General features: G+C 65.2%; 24 protein-coding genes. 14 read left to right on the top strand and 10 right to left on the bottom strand.

Annotated features, from left to right (window positions below):
• Positions 1-71 precede the first annotated feature (71 nt).
• Positions 72-686 (bottom strand): uracil-DNA glycosylase family protein, encoded by a 615-nt coding sequence (locus tag GRZ55_RS07605; protein ID WP_169286297.1) that lies wholly within the window; start codon positions 684-686, stop codon positions 72-74.
• An 8-nt stretch (positions 687-694) separates the two neighbouring features.
• On the bottom strand, positions 695-1,306 hold the full coding sequence (locus GRZ55_RS07600; protein WP_169286296.1) for a glutathione S-transferase: 612 nt from the start codon (positions 1,304-1,306) through the stop codon (positions 695-697).
• Between the two features lie 168 nt (positions 1,307-1,474).
• Here GRZ55_RS07600 and GRZ55_RS07595 point away from each other — a divergent pair, with 168 nt between their 5' ends.
• Positions 1,475-3,007 carry a sensor histidine kinase KdpD gene (locus GRZ55_RS07595; RefSeq protein ID WP_169286295.1) on the top strand — a complete coding sequence of 511 codons (1,533 nt, stop codon included), beginning with the start codon at positions 1,475-1,477 and terminating at the stop codon, positions 3,005-3,007.
• Here GRZ55_RS07595 and GRZ55_RS07590 read toward each other — a convergent pair.
• Positions 3,004-3,990 (bottom strand): nicotinate-nucleotide--dimethylbenzimidazole phosphoribosyltransferase, encoded by a 987-nt coding sequence (locus GRZ55_RS07590; RefSeq protein ID WP_169286294.1) that lies wholly within the window; start codon positions 3,988-3,990, stop codon positions 3,004-3,006. The genes GRZ55_RS07595 and GRZ55_RS07590 overlap by 4 nt on opposite strands.
• Positions 3,991-4,123: 133 nt before the next feature.
• Between GRZ55_RS07590 and GRZ55_RS07585 the strand changes: the two genes are divergently transcribed.
• Positions 4,124-4,357 carry a DUF1289 domain-containing protein gene (locus GRZ55_RS07585; RefSeq protein WP_169286293.1) on the top strand — a complete coding sequence of 78 codons (234 nt, stop codon included), beginning with the start codon at positions 4,124-4,126 and terminating at the stop codon, positions 4,355-4,357.
• Positions 4,354-5,058 (top strand): TIGR02281 family clan AA aspartic protease, encoded by a 705-nt coding sequence (locus tag GRZ55_RS07580; RefSeq protein WP_169286292.1) that lies wholly within the window; start codon positions 4,354-4,356, stop codon positions 5,056-5,058. Before GRZ55_RS07585 ends, GRZ55_RS07580 begins: the two co-directional genes overlap by 4 nt.
• Before the next feature lie 6 nt (positions 5,059-5,064).
• On the opposite strand, the gene GRZ55_RS07575 is transcribed toward GRZ55_RS07580, so the two are convergent.
• The gene (locus GRZ55_RS07575) at positions 5,065-5,826 is read right to left on the bottom strand and encodes a DeoR/GlpR family DNA-binding transcription regulator (protein WP_169286291.1); all 762 of its coding nucleotides are present in this window, start codon (positions 5,824-5,826) and stop codon (positions 5,065-5,067) included.
• A gap of 190 nt (positions 5,827-6,016) precedes the next feature.
• On the opposite strand from GRZ55_RS07575, the gene glpD reads away from it, so the two are divergent.
• Positions 6,017-7,507 carry a glycerol-3-phosphate dehydrogenase gene (gene glpD / locus GRZ55_RS07570; protein ID WP_169286290.1) on the top strand — a complete coding sequence of 497 codons (1,491 nt, stop codon included), beginning with the start codon at positions 6,017-6,019 and terminating at the stop codon, positions 7,505-7,507.
• A 41-nt stretch (positions 7,508-7,548) separates the two neighbouring features.
• Positions 7,549-9,039 carry a glycerol kinase GlpK gene (gene glpK / locus GRZ55_RS07565; RefSeq protein WP_169286289.1) on the top strand — a complete coding sequence of 497 codons (1,491 nt, stop codon included), beginning with the start codon at positions 7,549-7,551 and terminating at the stop codon, positions 9,037-9,039.
• 8 nt (positions 9,040-9,047) lie between these two features.
• Here the strand turns inward: glpK and GRZ55_RS07560 are convergent, their stop codons facing one another.
• The 3 genes from GRZ55_RS07560 to GRZ55_RS07550 form a co-directional block, all read right to left on the bottom strand.
• On the bottom strand, positions 9,048-9,374 hold the full coding sequence (locus GRZ55_RS07560; protein ID WP_169286288.1) for a hypothetical protein: 327 nt from the start codon (positions 9,372-9,374) through the stop codon (positions 9,048-9,050).
• Between the two features lie 64 nt (positions 9,375-9,438).
• Positions 9,439-10,200, bottom strand: coding sequence for an SOS response-associated peptidase (locus tag GRZ55_RS07555; RefSeq protein ID WP_169286287.1), 762 nt, complete (start codon positions 10,198-10,200; stop codon positions 9,439-9,441).
• An 11-nt stretch (positions 10,201-10,211) separates the two neighbouring features.
• Positions 10,212-10,787: a DUF2799 domain-containing protein gene (locus GRZ55_RS07550; protein ID WP_169286286.1), complete on the bottom strand. Its 576-nt coding sequence runs from the start codon at positions 10,785-10,787 to the stop codon at positions 10,212-10,214.
• Between the two features lie 120 nt (positions 10,788-10,907).
• Here GRZ55_RS07550 and GRZ55_RS23760 point away from each other — a divergent pair, with 120 nt between their 5' ends.
• The 6 genes from GRZ55_RS23760 to GRZ55_RS07520 all read left to right on the top strand — a co-directional run bounded on the left by GRZ55_RS23760 (position 10,908) and on the right by GRZ55_RS07520 (position 14,442).
• The gene (locus GRZ55_RS23760) at positions 10,908-11,318 is read left to right on the top strand and encodes an NUDIX domain-containing protein (RefSeq protein ID WP_169286033.1); all 411 of its coding nucleotides are present in this window, start codon (positions 10,908-10,910) and stop codon (positions 11,316-11,318) included.
• Between the two features lie 43 nt (positions 11,319-11,361).
• Positions 11,362-11,739 (top strand): TIGR02301 family protein, encoded by a 378-nt coding sequence (locus tag GRZ55_RS07540; protein ID WP_169286285.1) that lies wholly within the window; start codon positions 11,362-11,364, stop codon positions 11,737-11,739.
• Between the two features lie 123 nt (positions 11,740-11,862).
• Entirely contained in the window at positions 11,863-12,120 is a 258-nt protein-coding gene (locus GRZ55_RS07535; RefSeq protein WP_169286284.1) for a hypothetical protein, read from the top strand.
• A gap of 20 nt (positions 12,121-12,140) precedes the next feature.
• Positions 12,141-12,896: a hypothetical protein gene (locus GRZ55_RS07530; RefSeq protein WP_169286283.1), complete on the top strand. Its 756-nt coding sequence runs from the start codon at positions 12,141-12,143 to the stop codon at positions 12,894-12,896.
• Positions 12,897-12,970: 74 nt separating this feature from the next.
• Positions 12,971-13,837 (top strand): folate-binding protein YgfZ, encoded by an 867-nt coding sequence (locus tag GRZ55_RS07525; protein WP_169286282.1) that lies wholly within the window; start codon positions 12,971-12,973, stop codon positions 13,835-13,837.
• Entirely contained in the window at positions 13,834-14,442 is a 609-nt protein-coding gene (locus GRZ55_RS07520) for an HD domain-containing protein (RefSeq protein WP_169286281.1), read from the top strand. Before GRZ55_RS07525 ends, GRZ55_RS07520 begins: the two co-directional genes overlap by 4 nt.
• Before the next feature lie 16 nt (positions 14,443-14,458).
• Here GRZ55_RS07520 and GRZ55_RS07515 read toward each other — a convergent pair whose 3' ends face one another.
• Both GRZ55_RS07515 and GRZ55_RS07510 read right to left on the bottom strand, forming a co-directional pair.
• Positions 14,459-15,913 carry a RimK family protein gene (locus GRZ55_RS07515; protein WP_169286280.1) on the bottom strand — a complete coding sequence of 485 codons (1,455 nt, stop codon included), beginning with the start codon at positions 15,911-15,913 and terminating at the stop codon, positions 14,459-14,461.
• A complete protein-coding gene (locus GRZ55_RS07510; protein WP_169286279.1) occupies positions 15,910-16,371 on the bottom strand; it encodes an N-acetyltransferase in 462 nt (153 codons plus the stop codon). Before GRZ55_RS07510 ends, GRZ55_RS07515 begins: the two co-directional genes overlap by 4 nt.
• A 159-nt stretch (positions 16,372-16,530) precedes the next feature.
• Here GRZ55_RS07510 and GRZ55_RS07505 point away from each other — a divergent pair, with 159 nt between their 5' ends.
• The 3 genes from GRZ55_RS07505 to GRZ55_RS07495 all read left to right on the top strand — a co-directional run bounded on the left by GRZ55_RS07505 (position 16,531) and on the right by GRZ55_RS07495 (position 19,199).
• A complete protein-coding gene (locus GRZ55_RS07505; RefSeq protein ID WP_169286278.1) occupies positions 16,531-17,418 on the top strand; it encodes a mechanosensitive ion channel family protein in 888 nt (295 codons plus the stop codon).
• Positions 17,419-17,464: 46 nt separating this feature from the next.
• Positions 17,465-17,860 (top strand): LysM domain-containing protein, encoded by a 396-nt coding sequence (locus GRZ55_RS07500; RefSeq protein ID WP_169286277.1) that lies wholly within the window; start codon positions 17,465-17,467, stop codon positions 17,858-17,860.
• A gap of 97 nt (positions 17,861-17,957) precedes the next feature.
• On the top strand, positions 17,958-19,199 hold the full coding sequence (locus tag GRZ55_RS07495; protein ID WP_169286276.1) for an MFS transporter: 1,242 nt from the start codon (positions 17,958-17,960) through the stop codon (positions 19,197-19,199).
• A 76-nt stretch (positions 19,200-19,275) separates the two neighbouring features.
• On the opposite strand, the gene GRZ55_RS07490 is transcribed toward GRZ55_RS07495, so the two are convergent.
• A complete protein-coding gene (locus GRZ55_RS07490; protein WP_169286275.1) occupies positions 19,276-20,028 on the bottom strand; it encodes a PRC-barrel domain-containing protein in 753 nt (250 codons plus the stop codon).
• Between the last annotated feature and the right edge of the window lie 162 nt (positions 20,029-20,190).

The raw sequence follows: 20,190 nt of genomic DNA, 5'->3' as shown, positions 1-20,190 counted from the left end.
GAGACGCGCGGGGCGCAAGAAACTGGTTCTCACGGAAGTGGCCGATGCGGGGATTCTGTTCTGCTGGAGGGTCAGATGCGAGAGCCTATTTCCTGGCGCAGCGCGGGAACGAGTTCCGCCTCGAACCAGGGATGACGTTTCAGCCAGCCCGTGTTGCGCCAGGAGGGATGCGGCAGCGGGAAGACCTTCGGTCGCCGGGGGCGGGCCACGATGGCGCGCCAGTCGCTCACCGTTTCGGTGAGGTTCTTCCCGCAATCGGGTCCCAGATGCCAGCGCTGGGCGTGAAGGCCGATGGCGAGCACGATCTCGATCTGCGGCATCTCGGCCATCAGAAGCGCACGCCAGGCCGGCGCGCATTCCCGCCTGGGCGGCAGGTCTCCGCCCTTGTCGTCGAGGCCGGGAAAACAGAACCCCATCGCGGCGATGGCAAAGCGGTCCGGGTCGTAGAAGGTCTCCTGATCGACGCCCAGCCAGCCGCGCAGCCGGTCGCCGGAGGGATCGGTGAAGGAGAGGCCCGAAGCGTGGACCCGCGTGCCGGGCGCCTGGCCCGCGATCAGGATGCGTGCGCTGGATGAGGGCGAGAGGACCGGCCGCGGCTCGTGAGGCAACGGCCGGCCCAGCGGCGCGTCGCGGCAGATGCGGCAGGCCCGGATCGTGTCCGCAAGCCGTGCGAGCCCTTCCTCCATGCCGTGGCTCAGGCGTCCGCGCTGGGTCGTGCCTTCATGGCCGCATACCAGCGCCGCACATTGGCCAATTCCCCCGGCAGTTCGATGCGGGCCGGCTTCATGAAGTCGATGGCGATCATGCCGGTGATGTCGGCAATCGACAGGCTGTCGCCCACGGCAAATTCGCTGTCGGCAAGATGCTCGTCAAGCAGGCGCAGGAAGTCGACCGCCTTCGGCTTGTTGGCCTCGCCCCACGCGGCGACCTGCGGCACTTCCCATTCCTTCATCGCCGGGTGGATGTGACGGAAGGCCTGGGCAACCGGCATCAACAGGTGAAACTCCATGCGCCTTTGCCACATCTCCACCCGCGCCTTGCCAAGCGCATCACTGCCGAAGAGGGCCGGCTCTGGGTAGAGTTCCTCGAAATAGCGACAGATGGCGACGGTTTCCGTGAGTACGGTGCCGTCGTCCAGTTCCAGGATCGGGAGTCTTTGCAAGGGGTTGCGTGCCGTGACCTCATCCGACTTGTGAGCCAGCGCACCCATATCGACCGGCACGAGTGGCACCTCGATGCCCTTCTCGGCCAGGAAAACCCTCACCCGCCGCGGATTGGGCGCGCGCCCGCCATCATAGAGCTTCATCCCGAGCTTCCTCCCGTTCGACGTTCTCCCATCTGGACCTATCCCACTGGCTTAATGAAGACAATCGCCGCGCCCTTGGCTTCTGCCCCGCGCGGCGGGAAGGGTCTCTTAATCATTCGACGCTAGCGTCAGGGCGCTAAAGAAGCTGCCGGCAATCGCGAAAGTTCCATGGCGCCCAGAGCCTCGGCCACGGCCGACAAGAATATCGTCGACCGCACGAAACCGCATCGCAACAGCGACGTGGCGCGTGCCGTGCGGCGCACGCGTGACCGGCTCTCGCAGCGTGCCGGAAATCCGGTCTACGACCGCGAGATGCTGTCGCTGCACGCGCGCGCGCTTCTCAACACCGCACTCGCCATCCCGGTCCTTGTGATGATCCTGGCGGCAACGGGCATGTTCGCCGGCATCGGACCCAGCATCCTCGTCTGGGCGCTGATCACGGTCACCTGCTATGCCGGGCTGGCGCTTATGGCGCGGCGCGTCGACCGCACCGATCCGGCCGACATCGAGCCCGGCCCGGCGCATCGCCTGCTTCTGCTGGGTCACGTGGCGAGCGGACTTGGCTGGGCCTATTTCGCTGCCCTCGAATGCCAGGCTGCCTGCCAGATCGACCAGTTCCCGGTGATGAAGGGCGCGGTGCTGCTTCTGGCCATGGCGGCCACCGCCATCATCGCCTCCGCCCTGCGCGGTGCGCTGACGGCAACCTTCGCGCTGCCTCTGCTGACCTATGCCGCCATGACGGTGCGCGATTTCGACCTCGCCAAGGCGATCATGGTCGCCCTCCTGTTCCTGGCCCTGCCCTTCTTCACCTTCGTGGCGGGACATCTGCACCGTTCGGCCGTCATGCTTCTGTCCTTCCGCTCGGAGAAGGATGGACTGATCGCGGAACTGGAGACTGCAAAGGCGGTCTCGGACGAGGCGCGCCGGCGCGCCGAGGAGGCGAACCTTGCCAAGTCCCGGTTCCTCGCCACGATGAGCCACGAATTGCGGACGCCGCTCAACGCCATTCTCGGCTTCTCCGAAGTGATGAAGAACGAAGTGCTCGGGCCGATGGGCAACGAGACCTATCGCGACTATGCCGGCGACATCAACGCGTCGGGCCAGCATCTGCTTCACCTCATCAACGAGATTCTCGACCTCTCGCGCATCGAGGCGGGCCGCTACCAGCTGCAGGAAGAACCGGTCTATCTCGAGAACGTCGCCGAAGAGTGCTGCCACCTGATGGAACTCAAGGCGCGCAACAAGGACATCAGGCTCGTCACGCAGTTCGAGCCGGCACTGCCGCGCATGTTCGCCGATGAACGCTCGCTGCGCCAGATCACGCTCAACCTGCTGTCCAACGCCATCAAATTCGCGCCGAGCGGCAGCGAGGTTCGGCTGCGCGTCGGCTGGACGGCCGGCGGCGGACAGTACATCTCGGTCAAGGACAACGGACCAGGCATCCCGGAAGACGAGATCGAGGTCGTTCTGTCGGCCTTCGGACAGGGCTCCATCGCCATCAAGAGCGCGGAACAGGGCACCGGGCTGGGCCTGCCGATCGTGCAGGGTCTCGTCAACCTGCATGGCGGCGAGTTCCAGCTGCACTCCAGGCTGCGTGAGGGAACGGAGGCCATCGCCATCCTGCCCGCCACGCGCGTGATGGAAGAACTTCCGGCCTGGCCTACCAGCGAGAGAATTGCTGCTGCGGGTGGTCGGCGCTAGCCTTTTGGCAGCGGCACGGTCTGATCGAGCACCAGGCACGCATCACGGATGACGGCCATGGCCATGGCACCCGCCGTCCCGTCGCCCGATCCCATTCCAAGGTTCATCACGGTCTCGATGCCGAGATGGGCGGCGGCGCGCGCCTGTACGGGGTTCGCTGCGTCGGCGAGGATACAATGGTCGATGCTGCCGCGGCGGGCCGCATGCAGGACGGCGGCTGCGGTCAACGCCGTCAGCCCGTCGAGCACGACCGGCACCTTTTCGGTCCGTGCCGCGAGTATGGCACCGAGGATCGCGGCGAGTTCGCGTCCGCCCAGGCGGCGCATGGCCTCCAGCGGGTCGCGCAGGGATGAGCCGTGCAGCGCCAGCGCTTTTTGCGCAAGTTCGGCACGACGCGCTGCGAGCGGCCCATCCGCCTGTTCCAGCCACTCTTCCGGCGAACCGCCGACGAGGGCCGAAAGAAGCGCGGCATTTGCGACCTCGGCCCCCTCCCCCAGCCCGCCGAGGGTCATCAGGTCGGCACCCCCGGCAACCGCCTCCATGCCGAAGGCGATGGTGGCCGCACAGCCGCGCTCGTCGAGCGCGGGGCCTTCGGTGATGTCGGCGACGGGAACGTCGAGTGCGAGGTCGAAGATCTTGAGACCGAGATCATGGGTGCCGCAGATCTGGCTGACGGGCGCCCCGCCCGCCGCGGCATGTTCGACGAAGCGCTGTTCGAAGCCCGGCCGATGTGTCGAGACGTCCCGCCTCGCGATCTCATGAGTGCCGGCAAAGAGCGAAACCACGGCACGCCCGGGGCGTGGGGGAAACCGGCCGGTCCAGCTTGCCACGAATTCACCCAGCCTGCCCGCGCCAGCGACGGCGAAGCCGGACACGGCCAGCGCCTCGGCCTTGCTGCGGGCCTCACCGGCAGCGGTCGCGTCCGCCCCTGGAAGTCGCTTCAGAAGGGAACGCACATCGTCGAGCGGCAGGCCTGTGACCATGATCTTCTCCGTGGAACGGTGCTGGCTCTAGCGCTCCGCGGGCGCGAGCACAACAGGCCGTGTCGCTCCTCCGGTTGCCGGCTTGCAAACGGAATGGCAAAGACCCATGTGCCTTTCAACGACAGGGTCAGACATGAGCGCCATCGAATCCCCCTGCATCCTGGTCTGCTCGATCGACCACAAGTCGGGTCTGTGCTTCGGCTGCGGGCGCACCCGCGACGAGATCGCCGAATGGGTTTCCCTGTCCCCCGACGCACGGCGCTGGGTCATGGATCAGCTGCCGTCGCGCATGGAAACGATCGAACGCAAACCGAGGCGCGAAACAAGGCGGGCCCGCATGGTCCGCGAGGCGAAACGAGGTCAATGAACAGGTTCTTCTGGATCATCATGGCGGTGCTGGGCGGCGGTCTGATCCTGCTCGTCGCCAATCACGATTCGGGCAGCGTCGCCGGTTTCGCGACCGACGATTTCGGACGCATGGTCTATCTGGGCGTGCTCGCCATGGTTTTTGCGGTGGCGATCTTCGGCTCCGGCGTCGGCTTCGGCCGGGCGATAAGGAGCATGGCGATCTGGGCCGCCATCGTGCTCGTGCTGATGGGAGGCTACCAGTATCGCTACGAGCTGCAGGATGTCGCCAGCCGGATGACGGCCGGGCTCATTCCCGGCAGCCCGATCACCATGCGCGACGATGACGGACGCGCCGCGGTCATGCTGGAGCGCATGTCGAGCGGACATTTCGAGGTGCGGGCGGAAATCAACGGCGCGCCCGTCACGCTGCTCGTCGACACCGGGGCCACGGCAACGGTGCTGAGCGCTGCAGATGCCGGGCGCGCGGGGATAGACCCCGCCACGCTCGACTACAATGTGGCGGTCATGACCGCCAACGGGCAGGCGCGTGCGGCACGCGTCACCGCCGACGAAATCAGGGTGGGCGAAATCTCGCGCCTCAACCTGCCGACGTTGGTCGCCGAGCCCGGCCGGCTCGACCGCAGCCTGCTCGGCATGAACTTCATCAACACGCTGTCGGGGTTCGACATGCGCGGCGAGCGGCTGATCCTGCGCGATTGACGCGGCTCAGGCTGTCTCCACCAGTTCGACCTCGTGCTCCTGGCAGATACGCTTGATTTCGCGGCTCGGACAGCGGTCGGTTACGAAGCAGTGGACCTGCGAGAGATGACCGATACGCACCGGAGCGGTGCGCTCCAGCTTGGTGGAATCGGCCACGAGAATCACCTTGCGCGCATTAGCGATGATGGCCTGCGCCACCTTGACCTCCCGGAAATCGAAATCGAGCAGCGCCCCGTCATCGTCGATCGCGGAGACGCCGATCACGGCGAAATCCACCTTGAACTGGCGGATGAAGTCGACCGCCGCCTCGCCGACGATGCCGCCATCGGTGCCGCGCACGACGCCGCCCGCGATCACGACCTCGATCGAGGGATAGATACGCAGCCGGTTGGCGACATTGATGTTGTTGGTGATGACCATCAGCCCGTCATGATCGAGCAATGCCTCGCCGACGGCTTCCGTGGTCGTGCCGATGTTGATGAAAAGCGAGGCCCCGTCGGGGATGATACGCGCCGCGGCGCGCCCGATGGCCGATTTCTCATCGGCCGCGATCTTGCGCCTTGCCTCGTATTCCAGGTTTTCGATGCCAGACGGAAACAGCGCGCCGCCGTGAATGCGGGTCAGCTGGCGCTGGGCACAGAGATCGTTGAGGTCCTTGCGGATGGTCTGGGGCGAGACACCAAAATGCGTTGACAGATCCTCGACCGTGACGCGGCCGTGCTCCTTCGCCATTCCGACGATCTCGGCGTGACGCGGCGACAGAAACATGGCTTCCCCTTCCCTCCATCTTGCGGAAAGCATGTACATGGATTGGCGGCCGACGCAAAGCGCCGGCGCGTCAGGGCGGGCACGGACATGACTGTTTCGTTTAGTGTTCGTTTCCTTTCGATATTGGCCAAATCATCTTTCGTCTCCGGCTGAAATGCGGTAGGAGAAGCCTCCTCATCGGATTTTGGCCATGCGCGACATCTTCATCATCGGCGGCGGCATCAATGGCTGCGGCATTGCCCGCGATGCCGCGGGGCGCGGTTATTCGGTCTATCTGGCGGAGATGGGCGATCTGGCGCAGGGCACCTCCTCCGGTTCGACGAAACTCATCCATGGCGGCCTACGCTATCTGGAGCATTACGAGTTCCGCCTGGTGCGCGAGGCGCTGATGGAGCGCGAGCGGCTGTGGAAATGCGCGCCGCACATCATCTGGCCGCTCAGGCTGATCCTGCCGCACCACAAGGGTCTTCGCCCCGCCTGGCTGCTGAGGCTCGGCCTGTTTCTCTACGACCACATAGGCGGCCGCAGATCGCTGCCCACCACACGCAGCATCGATCTTCGCTCCGACCCGGCGGGCAAGGCGCTGAAGCCCGATTTCGCGCGGGCCTTCGAGTTTTCCGATTGCTGGGTCGACGATGCCCGCCTGGTGGTGCTCAACGCCCGCGACGCGGCCGACAGGGGTGCGGAGATCCGCACGCGCACCAAGGCCGTGGCGGCCCGGCGCGACGGCGACCACTGGGTGGTGGAGGTCGAGGATCTCGCCACCGGTGCCCGCGAGGAAATCCAGGCGCGGATGCTGATCAACGCGGCCGGCCCCTGGATCGACCGCGTGCTCGGCCAGACGCTCGGGCGCAACGACGCGCACAATGTGCGGCTCGTGAAGGGCAGTCACATCGTCATCCGCCGCAAGTACGAAGACACGCGTTCGTTCTTCTTCCAGAATTCGGACGGACGCATCTTCTTCGCAATCCCCTATGAAGACGATTTCACGCTGATCGGCACCACCGACGAGGATTTTCCGGGTGATCCGGCCGCCGCGGCGATCTCCGATGCCGAGATCGACTATCTGTGCCAGTCGGCCAGCGCCTATTTCGCCGAGCCCGTGCGCCGTGAGGACATCGTGTGGACCTATGCAGGCGTGCGGCCGCTCTTCGACGACGGGGCAAGTGCCGCGCAGGAGGCCACCCGCGATTACGTGCTGAAGGTCGACGCCCGGAACGGCGCGCCGCTGATGAACATATTCGGCGGCAAGATCACGACCTATCGGCGCCTGGCGGAGGCGGCACTCGAGAAGATCGAACGGCAGCTCCGTCCAAAGGGCAAACCCTGGACTGGCGAAGCGCCGCTGCCGGGGGGCGATTTCGGCGTCGACGAAGTCGATCGACAGATCGATATGTTGCAGTCCGATCATCTCTTTCTCGAACGAAACCATGCCCGTCGCCTCATCCGGCTCTACGGAACGCGCGCGCGGACACTGCTCGCCCGCGCCCGCTCCGCGGCCGACCTCGGACATCGCTTCGGCGCGGATCTGTACACGGCTGAAGTGGATTTCCTGATGCGGTGCGAATGGGCCCGGGATGCGCGGGACGTGCTGTGGCGGCGAACCAAGCTTGGCCTTCGCTTCAGCGCGGAAGAGATCGAGGCGCTCGACGCCTACATGGCTGGCAAGCGCGGGGCATGACAGCTTAGGCTCCTGCGAGACGATTCCCCAGGGAGGAACGAATGAGCGGCTACATTCTGGCCATCGACCAGGGCACCACGTCCAGCCGGGCGATCATCTTCGACAAGACGATGCAGGTCGTCGCGGTCGGCCAGAAGGAGTTTCCGCAACACTATCCGGCATCGGGCTGGGTCGAGCACGATCCGGAGGACATCTGGAAAAGCGTCGTCTCGACCGTGCGCACGGCGCTGCGCAAGGCAAAGCTCGAGGCCGGCGACATCGCCGCCATCGGCATCACCAATCAGCGCGAGACCGCCCTGATCTGGGAAAAGGATACGGGCAAGCCGATCCACAACGCCATCGTCTGGCAGGACCGGCGTACCGCCCCCATGTGCGAGAAGCTGAAGAAAGCGGGACACGAACCCCTCTTCGCCAAGACCACGGGGCTCCTGCTCGACCCCTATTTTTCCGGTACCAAATTCGCATGGATGCTCGACAAGGTGAAAGGCGCGCGCCGACGCGCCGAGAAGGGCGAATTGCTGGCGGGCACCGTCGACAGCTTCCTGATCTGGCGGCTGACGGGCGGCAAGCAGCACGTCACCGACGCGACCAACGCCTCGCGCACGCTCCTCTTCGACATCTCGTCGCATCGCTGGGACGACAAACTGCTCGGCATTCTCGGCATCCCCGAAGCCATGCTTCCGGAGGTGAAGGACAGTGCCGACGATTTCGGCGTGACGGAGAAGAAGCTGTTCGGCGCCGAGATCCCCATTCTCGGTGTCGCCGGCGACCAGCAGGCCGCCACGATCGGCCAGGCCTGCTTCGAGCCCGGCATGATGAAATCGACCTACGGCACGGGGTGTTTTGCCGTGCTCAACACGGGCGACAAGCTGGTGCGCTCCAAGAACCGGCTTCTGTCGACCATTGCCTACCGGCTCGACGGCAAGACCACCTACGCACTGGAGGGCTCGATCTTCGTGGCCGGCGCGGCGGTGCAGTGGTTGCGTGACGGCATCAAGGTGATCGGCAAGGCGGCCGAGAGCGGGGAACTGGCCGCGCAGGCGGACGAGAGCCAGAATGTCTATCTGGTGCCAGCCTTCGTGGGGCTCGGGGCGCCGCACTGGGACGCGGAGGCGCGCGGTGCGATCTTCGGCCTGACGCGCAATTCCGGTCCCGCCGAATTCGCACAGGCCGCGCTCGAATCGGTCGCCTTCCAGACACGCGATCTCCTCGACGCGATGCGCAAGGACTGGAAGAGCAAGGCGGCGGGAACGGTGCTGAGGGTGGATGGCGGCATGGTCGCCTCCGACTGGACCATGCAGCGGCTGGCCGATTTCCTAGAAGCACCCGTCGACCGGCCAACCATTCTCGAGACGACGGCGCTGGGCGCCGCCTGGCTGGCGGGCTCAAGGGCGGGCGTGTGGCCCGGCATGGCGGATTTCGCGAAGTCGTGGAAGCTCGAGCACCGGTTCGAGCCGACCATGGACGCGGCGACGCGCAAAAAGAAGATCGCCGGATGGCGCGAGGCCGTCCGGCGAACCCTTAGCGATTGAAGGACGGCCTAGCGCCGGGTCAGCAACAGCGCCAGCAGACCGATGACCGCGACACCGACCACCGCCGTGGCGGCCGTGGTTCCGGGGTGGTCGTGCATCGTCTTGTTGGCGTAGCGCGCGTGGCGACGGACTTCCTTCTTGGACGGAATGAAGTCCTGGATTCCCGTCCAGATATCGTCGAAGAGATCACCGGCGCTATCGCGGACCTCCTCGTAACGGTCCGCCGAGCGCGCACCCACAGACTTGCGCAAGGCGCGCAATTCGCTGCCGAGATCCGCAATCTGGGACTGCAGCTCGTCGCGCATATCTTCGTAGCTGGAAGTGGAACGCCTCATGTCAAACCCCTGTCAGAATATCAGCATGGGAAACGGTGTGCGGCCACAGTGGTTCCATCAGGTTTCAGAAAAGCGGCAGTTGCTCGCCACGACCGTCCTCGCGGCGCTCTTCGGACGAGGGCTCCTGCGCGGCGGCAACCGGTTCAAGAATGTCGGGGCCCGCATTGGCGACCTTGTTGACCTTGTCGGAAATCGGGATCGCCTCCATCAGATCATCGGGCGCCGGCCGCATCAGGTCGGCGACATCCGCCGGTTCGTTTGAGATGCAATCCAGCCAGCGCGAAAAGTCGTCCGGCTGGATGATGACGGGCATCCGGTCATGGATATGGGCGATCGCCCGATTGGCAGCTGTGGTCAGGATCGCCGCCGTGTCGATTTCCGAACCGCCGGCATCGGCATAGGTTTCCAGCAGGCCGCCGAATGCCACGATGCCGCCGTCACGCGGGCGAATGAAATATGCCTGCGACTTCCGTCCCTCTGACCGCCGCCACTCGAAGAATCCCGAGGCCGGGATGAGCACCCGCCTGTGGCGCATGGCCGCCCGAAAGGAATTTTTCGACGCTGCGGTCTCCGAACGCGCGTTGATGAGCAGGGGAAAGTCCTTGGGGTCCTTCACCCAGCCGGGCAGGAAGCCCCAGCGTACCAGCATGGCGCGACGCGGCGGCGCGTTGCTGCCGGGGGCGGCCGTTGGTCCGGGCGTAACGATCAGGATCGGCTGCGTCGGCGCGATGTTGTATCGCGGCGGCGGCGGCGGTTCCAGATGGTCGATGCCGAACAGGGCCTCGACCATCTGGGGCGAACTCGTCAGGACAAAGCGGCCACACATGGCCGCCAGAATTAGCCGCGCACGCGCGTTTCGTAAACGTAGAAATCGTAGTTGCGCTCTGCGTCGCGCAGCCGGAACTCGGCGTTCCTCACGGAATCGCGTTTCACCGAGATCTCCGTCTGCAGGCGGTTGATCTGGTCGCGGTCCTTTGCTTCCCGCAGCTTGCGCAAGAGGTCGTCCATCTCGCGGTTCTCCCGCTCGACAGCGGCCCGGGCATCATGCACCGCCTTGGCGACCCGGTAGGCATCCTCGAAGCCGGCGCGCACTTCGGCGGGGCAGGAATTGGCATATGACCGGCCGGCACGCCCCTCGTTCAGGCCATTCTGGGGGGTGCAGTAGCGCCGGATGCCGCTCTCCCAGCCGTCGCGCCATTGCGTCGCGTCGACCGTGATGTTGTAGCGCTGGCAGGCCTGGCGGTGCAGATCGACATGGGAAGAATGGCGCCCGGCCTGGCCGTCGTCATAACCCAGTTGCTGCCAGCTGACCTCGCGACACTGATCCTCGTTCAAGGTCGCGCACGCATTCAGCGCCAACAAACCGGCGGCGAGCACACCTGCCCGCAGTCCGAAACGCACAAGTCCATCCATACCCGCCCCCGAGAATGTAGTAGAAGTGAAGCAACAACAGTTGCAGACTATCGGAGCTCATGCAACCAAATCTACCCCAACGTCAATCGGGTTTCCCGAAAGGCTACACGCGGAGACGCCGTGACAGTTCCATCGCCCATACGGGCCGTTTCGGTGGCGGTATGGCAGGAAGGTCGCTTCCTGCTTGTGCGCCGGGCGCGGCCGCCGGCACAGGGCCTCTACGCCTTCCCGGGCGGACGCGTGGAGATTGGAGAGACCGCAGTCGAGGCCGCCATTCGGGAAGTCTTCGAGGAAACCGGACTTCTCGTCGAAGATCCCGTCCTCTTCAGCGACATCCTGCTTGCCGGCCCCGAAGCCACGTTCGAGCTGTCGGTCTTCCTGTCGCGCGCGGCCAGCGGCATGCTGCGGGCCGGTGACGATGCGGCTGAGGCCGCGTGGTATGAGCTGGCCGAAATGGAAGCCCTGCCGATTACCGAATCGACACTGGACATCGCCCGGCAGGTCGCCGAACCCGGCGGCAGATCGCGATGACAGCGGTCTTGCTTGTGCCCGAATTGTCGCTAAACCAGACGAAATGAGAACGTCATCCACCCTGGCGGCACTGTCGATCGGCTGTTCGCTGATCGTTTCGCCGGTTCCGTCACGGGCGGCGGAGGCCCCCTACGAGCCTCAACTCCTGCGTCTGGCCGAGATCCTGGGGTCGCTTCACTTCCTGCGCAATCTCTGCGGCGAGACGGATGATGGCTGGCGGCGCCAGATGGACGCGCTGCTGCAATCGGAAAATCCGGAACAAGCGCGACGGGCCCGTATGGTGGGACGCTTCAACCACGGGTATGCTGCGTTCGAGCAGAACTACACGGTCTGCACCGAGGCCGCGATCGAGGCCATCAGACGGTACATGAGCGAGGGCGAGACGCTGACGCGGGACGTGGTAGGGCGCTTCGGCAATTAACGAAGCATTTACTTTTGCGGCCAAGGCGGCGTGCATCTTCCCGCCACTGTGCTAAAAGGCGTTAAAGGGACCTTAATATTTTGACTAAAGCTGTCGGTATCGCGGCGGGAGACGGGTAGATCAATGGAACATGGCATGGTCGACATCGACGCGATGATCCGCGAGGAGAAGCGGCTCGAGGCTGCCGAGAATCATGGCGAAGCCTGGGCCGACGCCATCCTGGCAGGCATCGAGCCGGAGATCATCGCCGAAGCCGCCCTGGCGACAGCCGTGGCCGAACTCGTCAAGACCTCCGGGGAAGACAGCGCGGTCGCGCTTCTGGAGCGCATCCGCGACCAGACGCTCGCCGGTGAATTCCACCCTGAACGTCGCGACCACTGAGGGCACGCTGGAGCGCGGCAATGGCCGGCCGGGACGCTGCAAGAACAGTCGAATCGGACAGGCACCTTCGCCTCCCTCGCGCATGGCTTGGCGGTCTCCTTGTCGGACTCTGGCTTGTCGGACCGGCAGAGGCGCTCTCCGAATTCACGCATGAACCGCTCGAGCCTGCGCCGGACACCGAAGAGGTGATCGAACGCGCACCCCTGCCGCCGCCGCCCGATTTCACCGTCCCGCTTCCCGACCCCATCAGGCCGCTCTTCGATGTCGAGGACACCCGCTTCGGCGAACCCGAAATCAAAGACCTGCCCTTGCCGGAAGTCTTCTACGATCCGGCCCTCCTGCCCGAGCCGGTGCGCGCCATGCGCGATGCGCTGATGGAGGTTGCGCGGGCAGGCGAGATAGAAGGCCTTCGCCCTTTGATCGCCGAGGGCAGCGATGCCACCCAGCTTTCGCTTGGACCGGCCGCGGAAGACCCTGTGGCCTATCTGCGCTCGATCTCCGGCGATCCGGAAGGGCACGAGATACTCGCCATCCTCTACGAGGTCCTCGCCGCCGGCTTCGTGCGCCTCCAGAACGGCGACGAAGAGGACATCTATGTCTGGCCCTATTTCTACGTCATGCCGCTCGAGGAACTCGATGCACGCCAACGCGTCGAGCTCTTCAAGCTGGTGACGGCGGGCGACTATGAAGACATGCGCGCCTATGGCGGCTACCTGTTCTATCGGGCGGGGATAACGGCCGATGGTCACTGGACGTTCTTCATCGCCGGCCATTGATCAACCGGCGATGGCCTATTGCCTGGACCGTCCGGTCGGCCTAGATGCGGGCGGTCGAAAAGGGGTCAAAGTCCATGCCCGTCATTCATCTCGCCGACCGCGCCATGATCAGGGTCGCGGGGTCCGAGGCAGAACATTTCCTGCAGAACCTCGTGACGACCGACCTGGCCGGCATGGCGTCGGATATATGGAAGCCTGGCGCGCTGCTCACGCCGCAGGGCAAGATCATGTTCGATTTTCTGGTCGCGCACGACGCGCCGGACGTGTTCCTGATCGATTGCCGGGCCGATATCGCGAGCGATCTCCAAAGACGGCTGATGCTTTACAAGCTTCGTGCCAAGGTCGAAATTTCCGTGGAAGAACAAGCTTCTGTAGCGATCGCCTGGGAAGGTGATTCCGACGGCTCCCAAACAGATTCAACAGGCCGGCGCGACATGCGTTTTGCCGAATTGACAGTCATGCGCGGAGCCGGCGTGACCCCACCGGCGACGGCGGAACGGGAAGCCTGGGACGTTCTGCGCGTCCGGCACGGCGTTGCCGAGAGCGGGTCCGACTATGTGCTCGGGGACGCCTTTCCCCATGACGTCCTGCTCGACCAGAATGGCGGGGTGGGCATGCGCAAGGGGTGCTATGTCGGCCAGGAGGTCGTCTCGCGCATGCAGCATCGTGGTACCGCGCGGCGCCGCGTCCTCATCGTTTCGGCGGCCGCGGATCTTCCTGCCTACGGGACGGAGATCAAGGCGGGCGGCCGCGGCATCGGCACGTTGGGGACGGTGATCGGCCGCGAAGGGCTCGCCATCGCGCGCATAGACCGGGTCAAGGCTGCGATGGATGCCGGAACGCCGATCGAGGCGGAGGGCGTGGCACTGGCCCTGTCCATCCCGGCCTGGGCAGGCTTTGCCTTCCCCGACGGCGGGCCGCAGGGCGGCGCTGACGAATGAGCCGCCGGGCGAGCGAGCCGGCCCGCGCATGGCAACGGATGCTGTCCGGGCGAAGGCTCGATCTGCTCGACCCCTCCCCGCTCGACATCGAGATCGCAGATATCGCGCACGGACTTGCGCGCGTGGCCCGCTGGAACGGCCAGACACGGGGTGATCACGCCTTTTCCGTTGCCCAGCATTCCCTGCTGGTGGAGGAGATCATGACGCGGCTGCAGCCGGCCCTCAGCCCTGATTGGCGTCTGGCGGGGCTGCTGCACGATGCCCCCGAATACGTGATCGGCGACATGATCTCGCCCTTCAAGGCGGTGGTCGGCGGTGGCTACAAGAGCGTGGAAGCGCGTCTGCAGGGCGCGATCCATCTGCGCTTCTCGCTGCCCGTAGAGCGGCCCAAGGCCCTCACCGCCTTCATCAAGCGCGCCGACGCTATTGCAGCCTTCTGGGAGGCCACGCGGCTGGCGGGATTTGCCGATGCGGAGGCCGCCCGCTTCTTCGGCCGCCCGCGAGGGATCAGCGGCGACGCTTTCCCGCTGGAGCCGATGCCTGCGATCGCCGTGCAGAAGGCTTTCCTGGAGCGGTTCGGGCAAATCGACGAATTGCGGCGCTAGCTGGCGGTGGCGTTTTCTACCTCTCCAGCCGGTCCAGGAACCACTGGGTGAGCCGTTTCCAGACGGCTTCGCCCTCACCGGCATCCTCGCAGCCATGATCGAGATTGGGGTTGTCGTTGATCTCGATGACGGCCACGCCGTTGGGCGTCTCCTTGAGATCGACGCCGTAGAGCCCCTGGCCGATACAGCTTGCGGCCCTGACCGCGGTGGCAACGACCTCCGCCGACGTGTCGGCAAGCCGGAAGGAGCGGAAGCCGCCCTGAACCGGCCCGCCACGCCGGTCGTGCTGGACGATCTGCCAGTGCTTCTTGACCATCAGATACTGCACGGCGAAGAGCGGCTCGCCGCCGAGCACGCCGATACGCCAGTCGAAATCGGTCGGCAGATATTCCTGGGCGATGAGCAGGTCGGACTCCTCCAGCCACTCGCTGGCGAGCTTCTTCAGCTCCTCGAAATCCTTCGCCCGCCTGACGCCCCGGGAGAAGGAACTGTCGGGGATCTTGAGCACCAGCGGAAAGCCGAGCGTCTCGGCGGCACGCTGAAGGTCGCCAGGGCCCGCGATCATGACGCTGCGGGGCACGGGCACCTTGTTCTTGATCATCAGCTCGTTGAGATAGACCTTGTTGGTGCAACGGATCATCGACATGGGATCGTCAATGACCGGCATTCCCTCCTGTTCGGCACGGCGCGCGAAACGATAGGTGTGGTTGGAGATCGATGTCGTCTGGCGGATGAAGAGCGCATCGTAGTTTGCAAGCCTGGCAAGGTCGCGCTTGCCGATGGGCTCCACCTCCACACCCATGCGCGCCGCCACGCGAGACCAGTGCCTCAGTGAGGCGATGCTCGACGGCGCCAGTTCCTCGCCGGCATCCACCAGCGTGGCGAAGGACCACCGTGCCGGCGTGCGCAGCTTGGTGTCGCGCCATTCGCGGCCGGTATAGGCCGCAAGGCTCGCCACGAAGCGCTGCTTGTCGTCCGCCTTGAGCCGGGTAAGCGGCAGAAAGCCGATCCGGGCAATCGCGGCCCACTGGCCATTGTCCTTGATCGTGACCTCCAGGGCAGGCGCACGGAACCAGTCGAACAGAAGCCGGGAAAAGCGGTCCCAGGCGGCCTCGGGGCCGGCCCCGAAGAAGATCGCCACGCGGGCTGGAAATGTGCCGCCCAGCCGGGCACGGGCCTTGTTCAGCTCCTGCTCGAGTTCCGGCAATGCGTTCTCGTAGAGCTTCTTCTCGGTCAGATCGATCATGGTCTCGACCGACGGGATGACGCGGTGACCGCGCGAGCCTGCCAGAAGCGATGCGTAGTAGCCGCGGCTTTGATAGGCGAAGCTGTTTGACAGGTTGATGATCTTGGGGCGCTGGCCGGAAAAGAGCGCCGGATGCGACAGATAATCCCGGCTGGAGATGATCTTGTGCGGTGTGGCGAATTCGTCGAGGTCGCTCTTGCGGCCGGTCAGGATCACCCAGCTCATCGGACGGCCTCGGCAAGCATCTTTTCCATTCGCAGCGCATCCTCCCCATCCTGGTAATAGCCGGGCTTGCGCCCGAAGATCCGGTAGCCCGCCCCCTGGTAGAGGCCGATTGCCGGGCCGTTGTCGGTCCTGACTTCCAGCCGCATCAGCGCGCGACCCTGCGAGCGCGCGATATTCTCGGCCGCCTCCAGCAGCCCGGCACCGACCCGCCTGCCCGCGAGTTCGGGGGCCACGGCGATCGAATACAGCCGAGCGGCCAATGTTCCGCGCCGCAACAGGACAACCGCGTAGCCGATCGTATTGCCGTCGATTTCGGCCAGAATGATCACCGCGCTCGGTGAGGCGACCAGCCGCCTGAGCGACCGCCGCGAGAGGCGATCACCGGCAAAGACCGCGTTCTCGATATCAACCAGCCGGTCGATATCAGCTTCAAGCGCCGGACGCACGGAAATCGCCATGGGGGATGCAAAGCTGTGCGAAGGCGCGCCAAACTCCATCCTCAGAGGAGCCTGCGGGTGGCCTTCTTCCGCGCAAGCCTGATTTTGCCAAGGCGCCTCCATTGAGGCGGAATTGCGGCGTGTTTCGAACTGTCCCGGCGAATCAGATATGCAGGCGGAATGGAGAATATCACCGCACGCACGACCACCCTTTGGGGCGCTGTCGAAATGGCGCTCATCCAGCTGGCACAGCTGGCAGTCGCCTATTCGTTCTCCGTGCTCGGTGCCATTGTGCTCTTGGTGGCGGGCTATCTGGTCGCCGGCGTGGCCGAGCGGTCGGCCTATGCGGCGATGGGCCGGATCAGCGGTTTCGACGAAACGCTGAAGCGCTTCTTTTCCAAGGCCGTCCGCTATGCCGTGCTCGTCTTCGTTGGGGTCACGGTCCTCGCGCAGTTCGGAGTGCAGACGGCGAGCATCATCGCCGCGCTGGGTGCGGCAGGCCTGGCGATCGGCCTCGCTCTCCAGGGCACGCTGCAGAATATCGCCGCCGGCATCATGATCCTGGTGTTGAGGCCATTCCGGGTGGGCGAGTTCATCACGGCCGGCAGCGTTTCGGGCGGCGTGCAGGAAGTGGGGCTGTTCGCCACCGAACTGAAGACCTTCGATGGCATCTATGTGCTGGTTCCCAACAGCCAGCTCTGGAACACGGCCGTCACCAATTTCTCGCGCAATCCCACCCGCAGCACCGACATCTCGACCGGCATCGGCTACGGAGACGATCTCGATCTGGCGCTGAAAGTCGTACGGGAGCTGGTCTCGGCCGATGCCCGCGTGCTGGCCGATCCGCCCCCCAGCGTGTTCGTGGCCGAACTCGGCGACAGTTCGGTCGTGATCACGGCACGCTACTGGACCACGGGGGGAGACTGGTTCGCCACCAAGCTGCATTTCCGCAAGGCGATCAAGGCGGCGCTGGAGGAGAACGGCATCTCGATACCCTTCCCGCAACGCGAGGTGCGCGTCATCGGCGGCGGCGCTGGCCCGGTCGGCACCACGGACGGCGCGGCCTGAACCCAGGCGTCTTGATCCTGCCATTCGCGCGCGCGATCATGCATGCATGAAGCTCCATGCTGCCCTGCCGATCGCCGGAATCCTTGCCCTGCTTGTGCTGGCTCCACCGGCGGTCGCCTGCGAGGGCGGGCGCACAATCGTCTCCGGCGAGACGGTGGCCCAGGTGGCCGCGCGATGCGGGGTCAACGCCCAGGCGCTACGCCAGTTCAACCCCGGGCTGAACGATCGGACCATCAGGGCAGGCCAGGTGGTGCAGGTTCCACCTCGCCCTCTGCCCTCGCCGCAGCTCGGCCATGGCAGGTCCCAGGTGAGCGTCCAGCCGTCGATCTCGCCATCGCCGGGAGTGACGGTCCGGGTTCCCCGGCAGGAGGCACCCGTTACGGGACCCGCGATCCAGCGCCCGCTGATCGGCCACATGCCGTCGATCCTGGAGCCCTTCTGATCCATCAACAGGCTTGATGGTTTGGCCCAACGCAAATCATTTCCTCCGCTCGGCTGACGGGCCTAATGTGCCGGCTGCCCGCCTCCGAGGACAGCCGATGTCGCACGCCCCCGCCAAGACCATGCCCGCGCGCCGCTATGCGCTGTGGATCATCATCACCTGCGGTTGCCTGATCGCGGCGCTCAACTTCGGACCGCGCTCGGCGATGGGCTTCTTTCAGCTTCCGATGCTGGCCGAGCGGGGCTGGGACCGGACGACCTTCGCGCTTGCCATGGCGATCCAGAACCTGCTGTGGGGTTTCGGCCAGCCGGTCTTCGGCGCACTGGCGGACCGGTACGGAACGTGGCGTGTGTTGAGCCTCTCGGCAGTCCTCTATGCCATCGGCATGATCATGATGGCGACGGCGCAGACGCCGACCATGCTGCATCTGGGCGGCGGCGTTCTGGTCGGCATTGCGGTGGCCGGCAGCTCGTTCTCGATCGTGCTGGCCGCCTTTGCCCGCAACACCCCGCCCGACAAGCGCTCGATCGTCTTCGGCATCGGCACGGCGGCGGGCTCGGCCGGCATGTTCTTCTTCGCGCCCATCAGCCAGGGGCTCATCTCCGCCCTCGGCTGGTCGGATGCGCTGGTCTGGCTCGGCATCCTGATGCTGCTCATTCCGGTGCTGGCGATCCCGCTCGCCGGCAACTCGAAATCGGGCACCGTCTCGCAGGTCGAGTTCGACCAGTCGATGGGCGCGGCACTGCGCGAAGCCTTCGCCCACAAGAGCTATGTGCTCTTGATTTCCGGCTTCTTCGTGTGCGGTTTCCAGGTGGCCTTCATCACCGCCCACTTCCCGGCCTATATCGGCGATCTCGGCATCGCGCCCGTCTATGCGGTGCTGGCCATCGCCTTTATCGGCTTCTTCAACATCATCGGGTCGCTCGCCTCCGGCTTCATCGGGCAGAGCTATTCCAAGCCGATGCTGCTGGTGTGGATCTACCTCGCCCGCTCCGTCGCCGTGACCGCCTTCCTGCTGCTGCCGCAGACGCCCACTTCGGTGATCGTGTTCTCGATCGTCATGGGGCTTCTATGGCTTTCGACGGTGGCGCCGACCAACGGTCTCGTCGCCATCATGTTCGGCACCAGATATCTCGGCATGCTGGGCGGCATCGTCTTCCTGTCGCACCAGATGGGCTCGTTCCTGGGCGTATGGCTGGGCGGCTATCTCTACGATGTCTTCGGGACCTACGACCCGGTGTGGTGGCTGGGCGTGGCGCTCGGCCTGTTCGCCGCGGCGGTCCACTGGCCGATACGCGAGGCGCCGGTGGAACGCGGGCCGCTCGTGGCGGCGGAGTAGCGGGTCCAGATGCGATGCCTCGCGCGCCTATCGCGCCACCGTTCCCGGGCGCCATCCATCCCGCGCGTGGCAGGCCTCAGCGCACGCCATCCGGAATCAGGTTCCGGAAGACGGCATCGTTCGATGCACGCCAGTCGTCGTCCTCGAGCCAGAGATATTCCTGATCGGGCATGAGCGGCACGGCTTTGACCTCCGCGCTTGAAATGCGCAGGAAGAAGCTGCTGCGCTCCTGGTTGATCTGCAGATAGCGAAGAGGAACGACTATGCTGTCGGTTCCCGCGATGAAGAAGCCGCTGGCTGCGACGATGGCGTAATCCCACCTGTCTTGCGTCCCGATGACGACGTTTCTCACCTCACCGACGATCTGGTCGTCGGAACTGCGCACCTCGGCACCCAGTATCTCGTCGACCCGAAGCCCGGGACCAAGCTCGTTGATGTTGATCAGCGGGCGTTCGTTCGGCGCGCCGCGGGTCCCCTGTACCTGGCCAAGACGGTGCGTCAGGGGCTCGGCGGCCGACAGCTGCTGATCGGCCTCGTCCTCGTCGTTCGTCCCGAGCTGACCCATTTCCGGCGCGGCAATGAGCTGCCGGACATTGCCGACCACCCGCTCGCAGTCTTCTTCCATCCCATAGGCCCACAACAGATAGGCCGCATCCCTGAGCGTGCGCAGGTCGCGCACCAGCATGCGGTTGGCCGGATCCTGGAACTCCGGCTTCTTGAGGATCGCTTCCTCCAGCTGCGCATCGGAAATGTTGCAATCGGCCATGGCAGGGCCGGCGCCTATCGCACCCAGCAACACGAGCGGCAGGGCGAATTTCGAAAATGACATGGGATGCTCCGATCAGCGGCGGCGGCGCCTGGATCCGGCATTGGCGTGCCGCATCGGGTGTGAACGCACCGCTGCGTTCGAACCAGCGTTGAGAAACGCATCTGCGGGCGCGTTGTTCCCTCGGGCGGGGTCCCGCAGCGACACGGCAGGCGCGTACCATTC

Source organism: Chelativorans sp. ZYF759, assembly GCF_012911015.1.
GTDB lineage: Bacteria > Pseudomonadota > Alphaproteobacteria > Rhizobiales > Rhizobiaceae > ZYF759.
The sequence above is the reverse complement of the archived record's forward strand: the minus strand, read 5'-3'. Positions and strand labels throughout refer to the sequence as shown.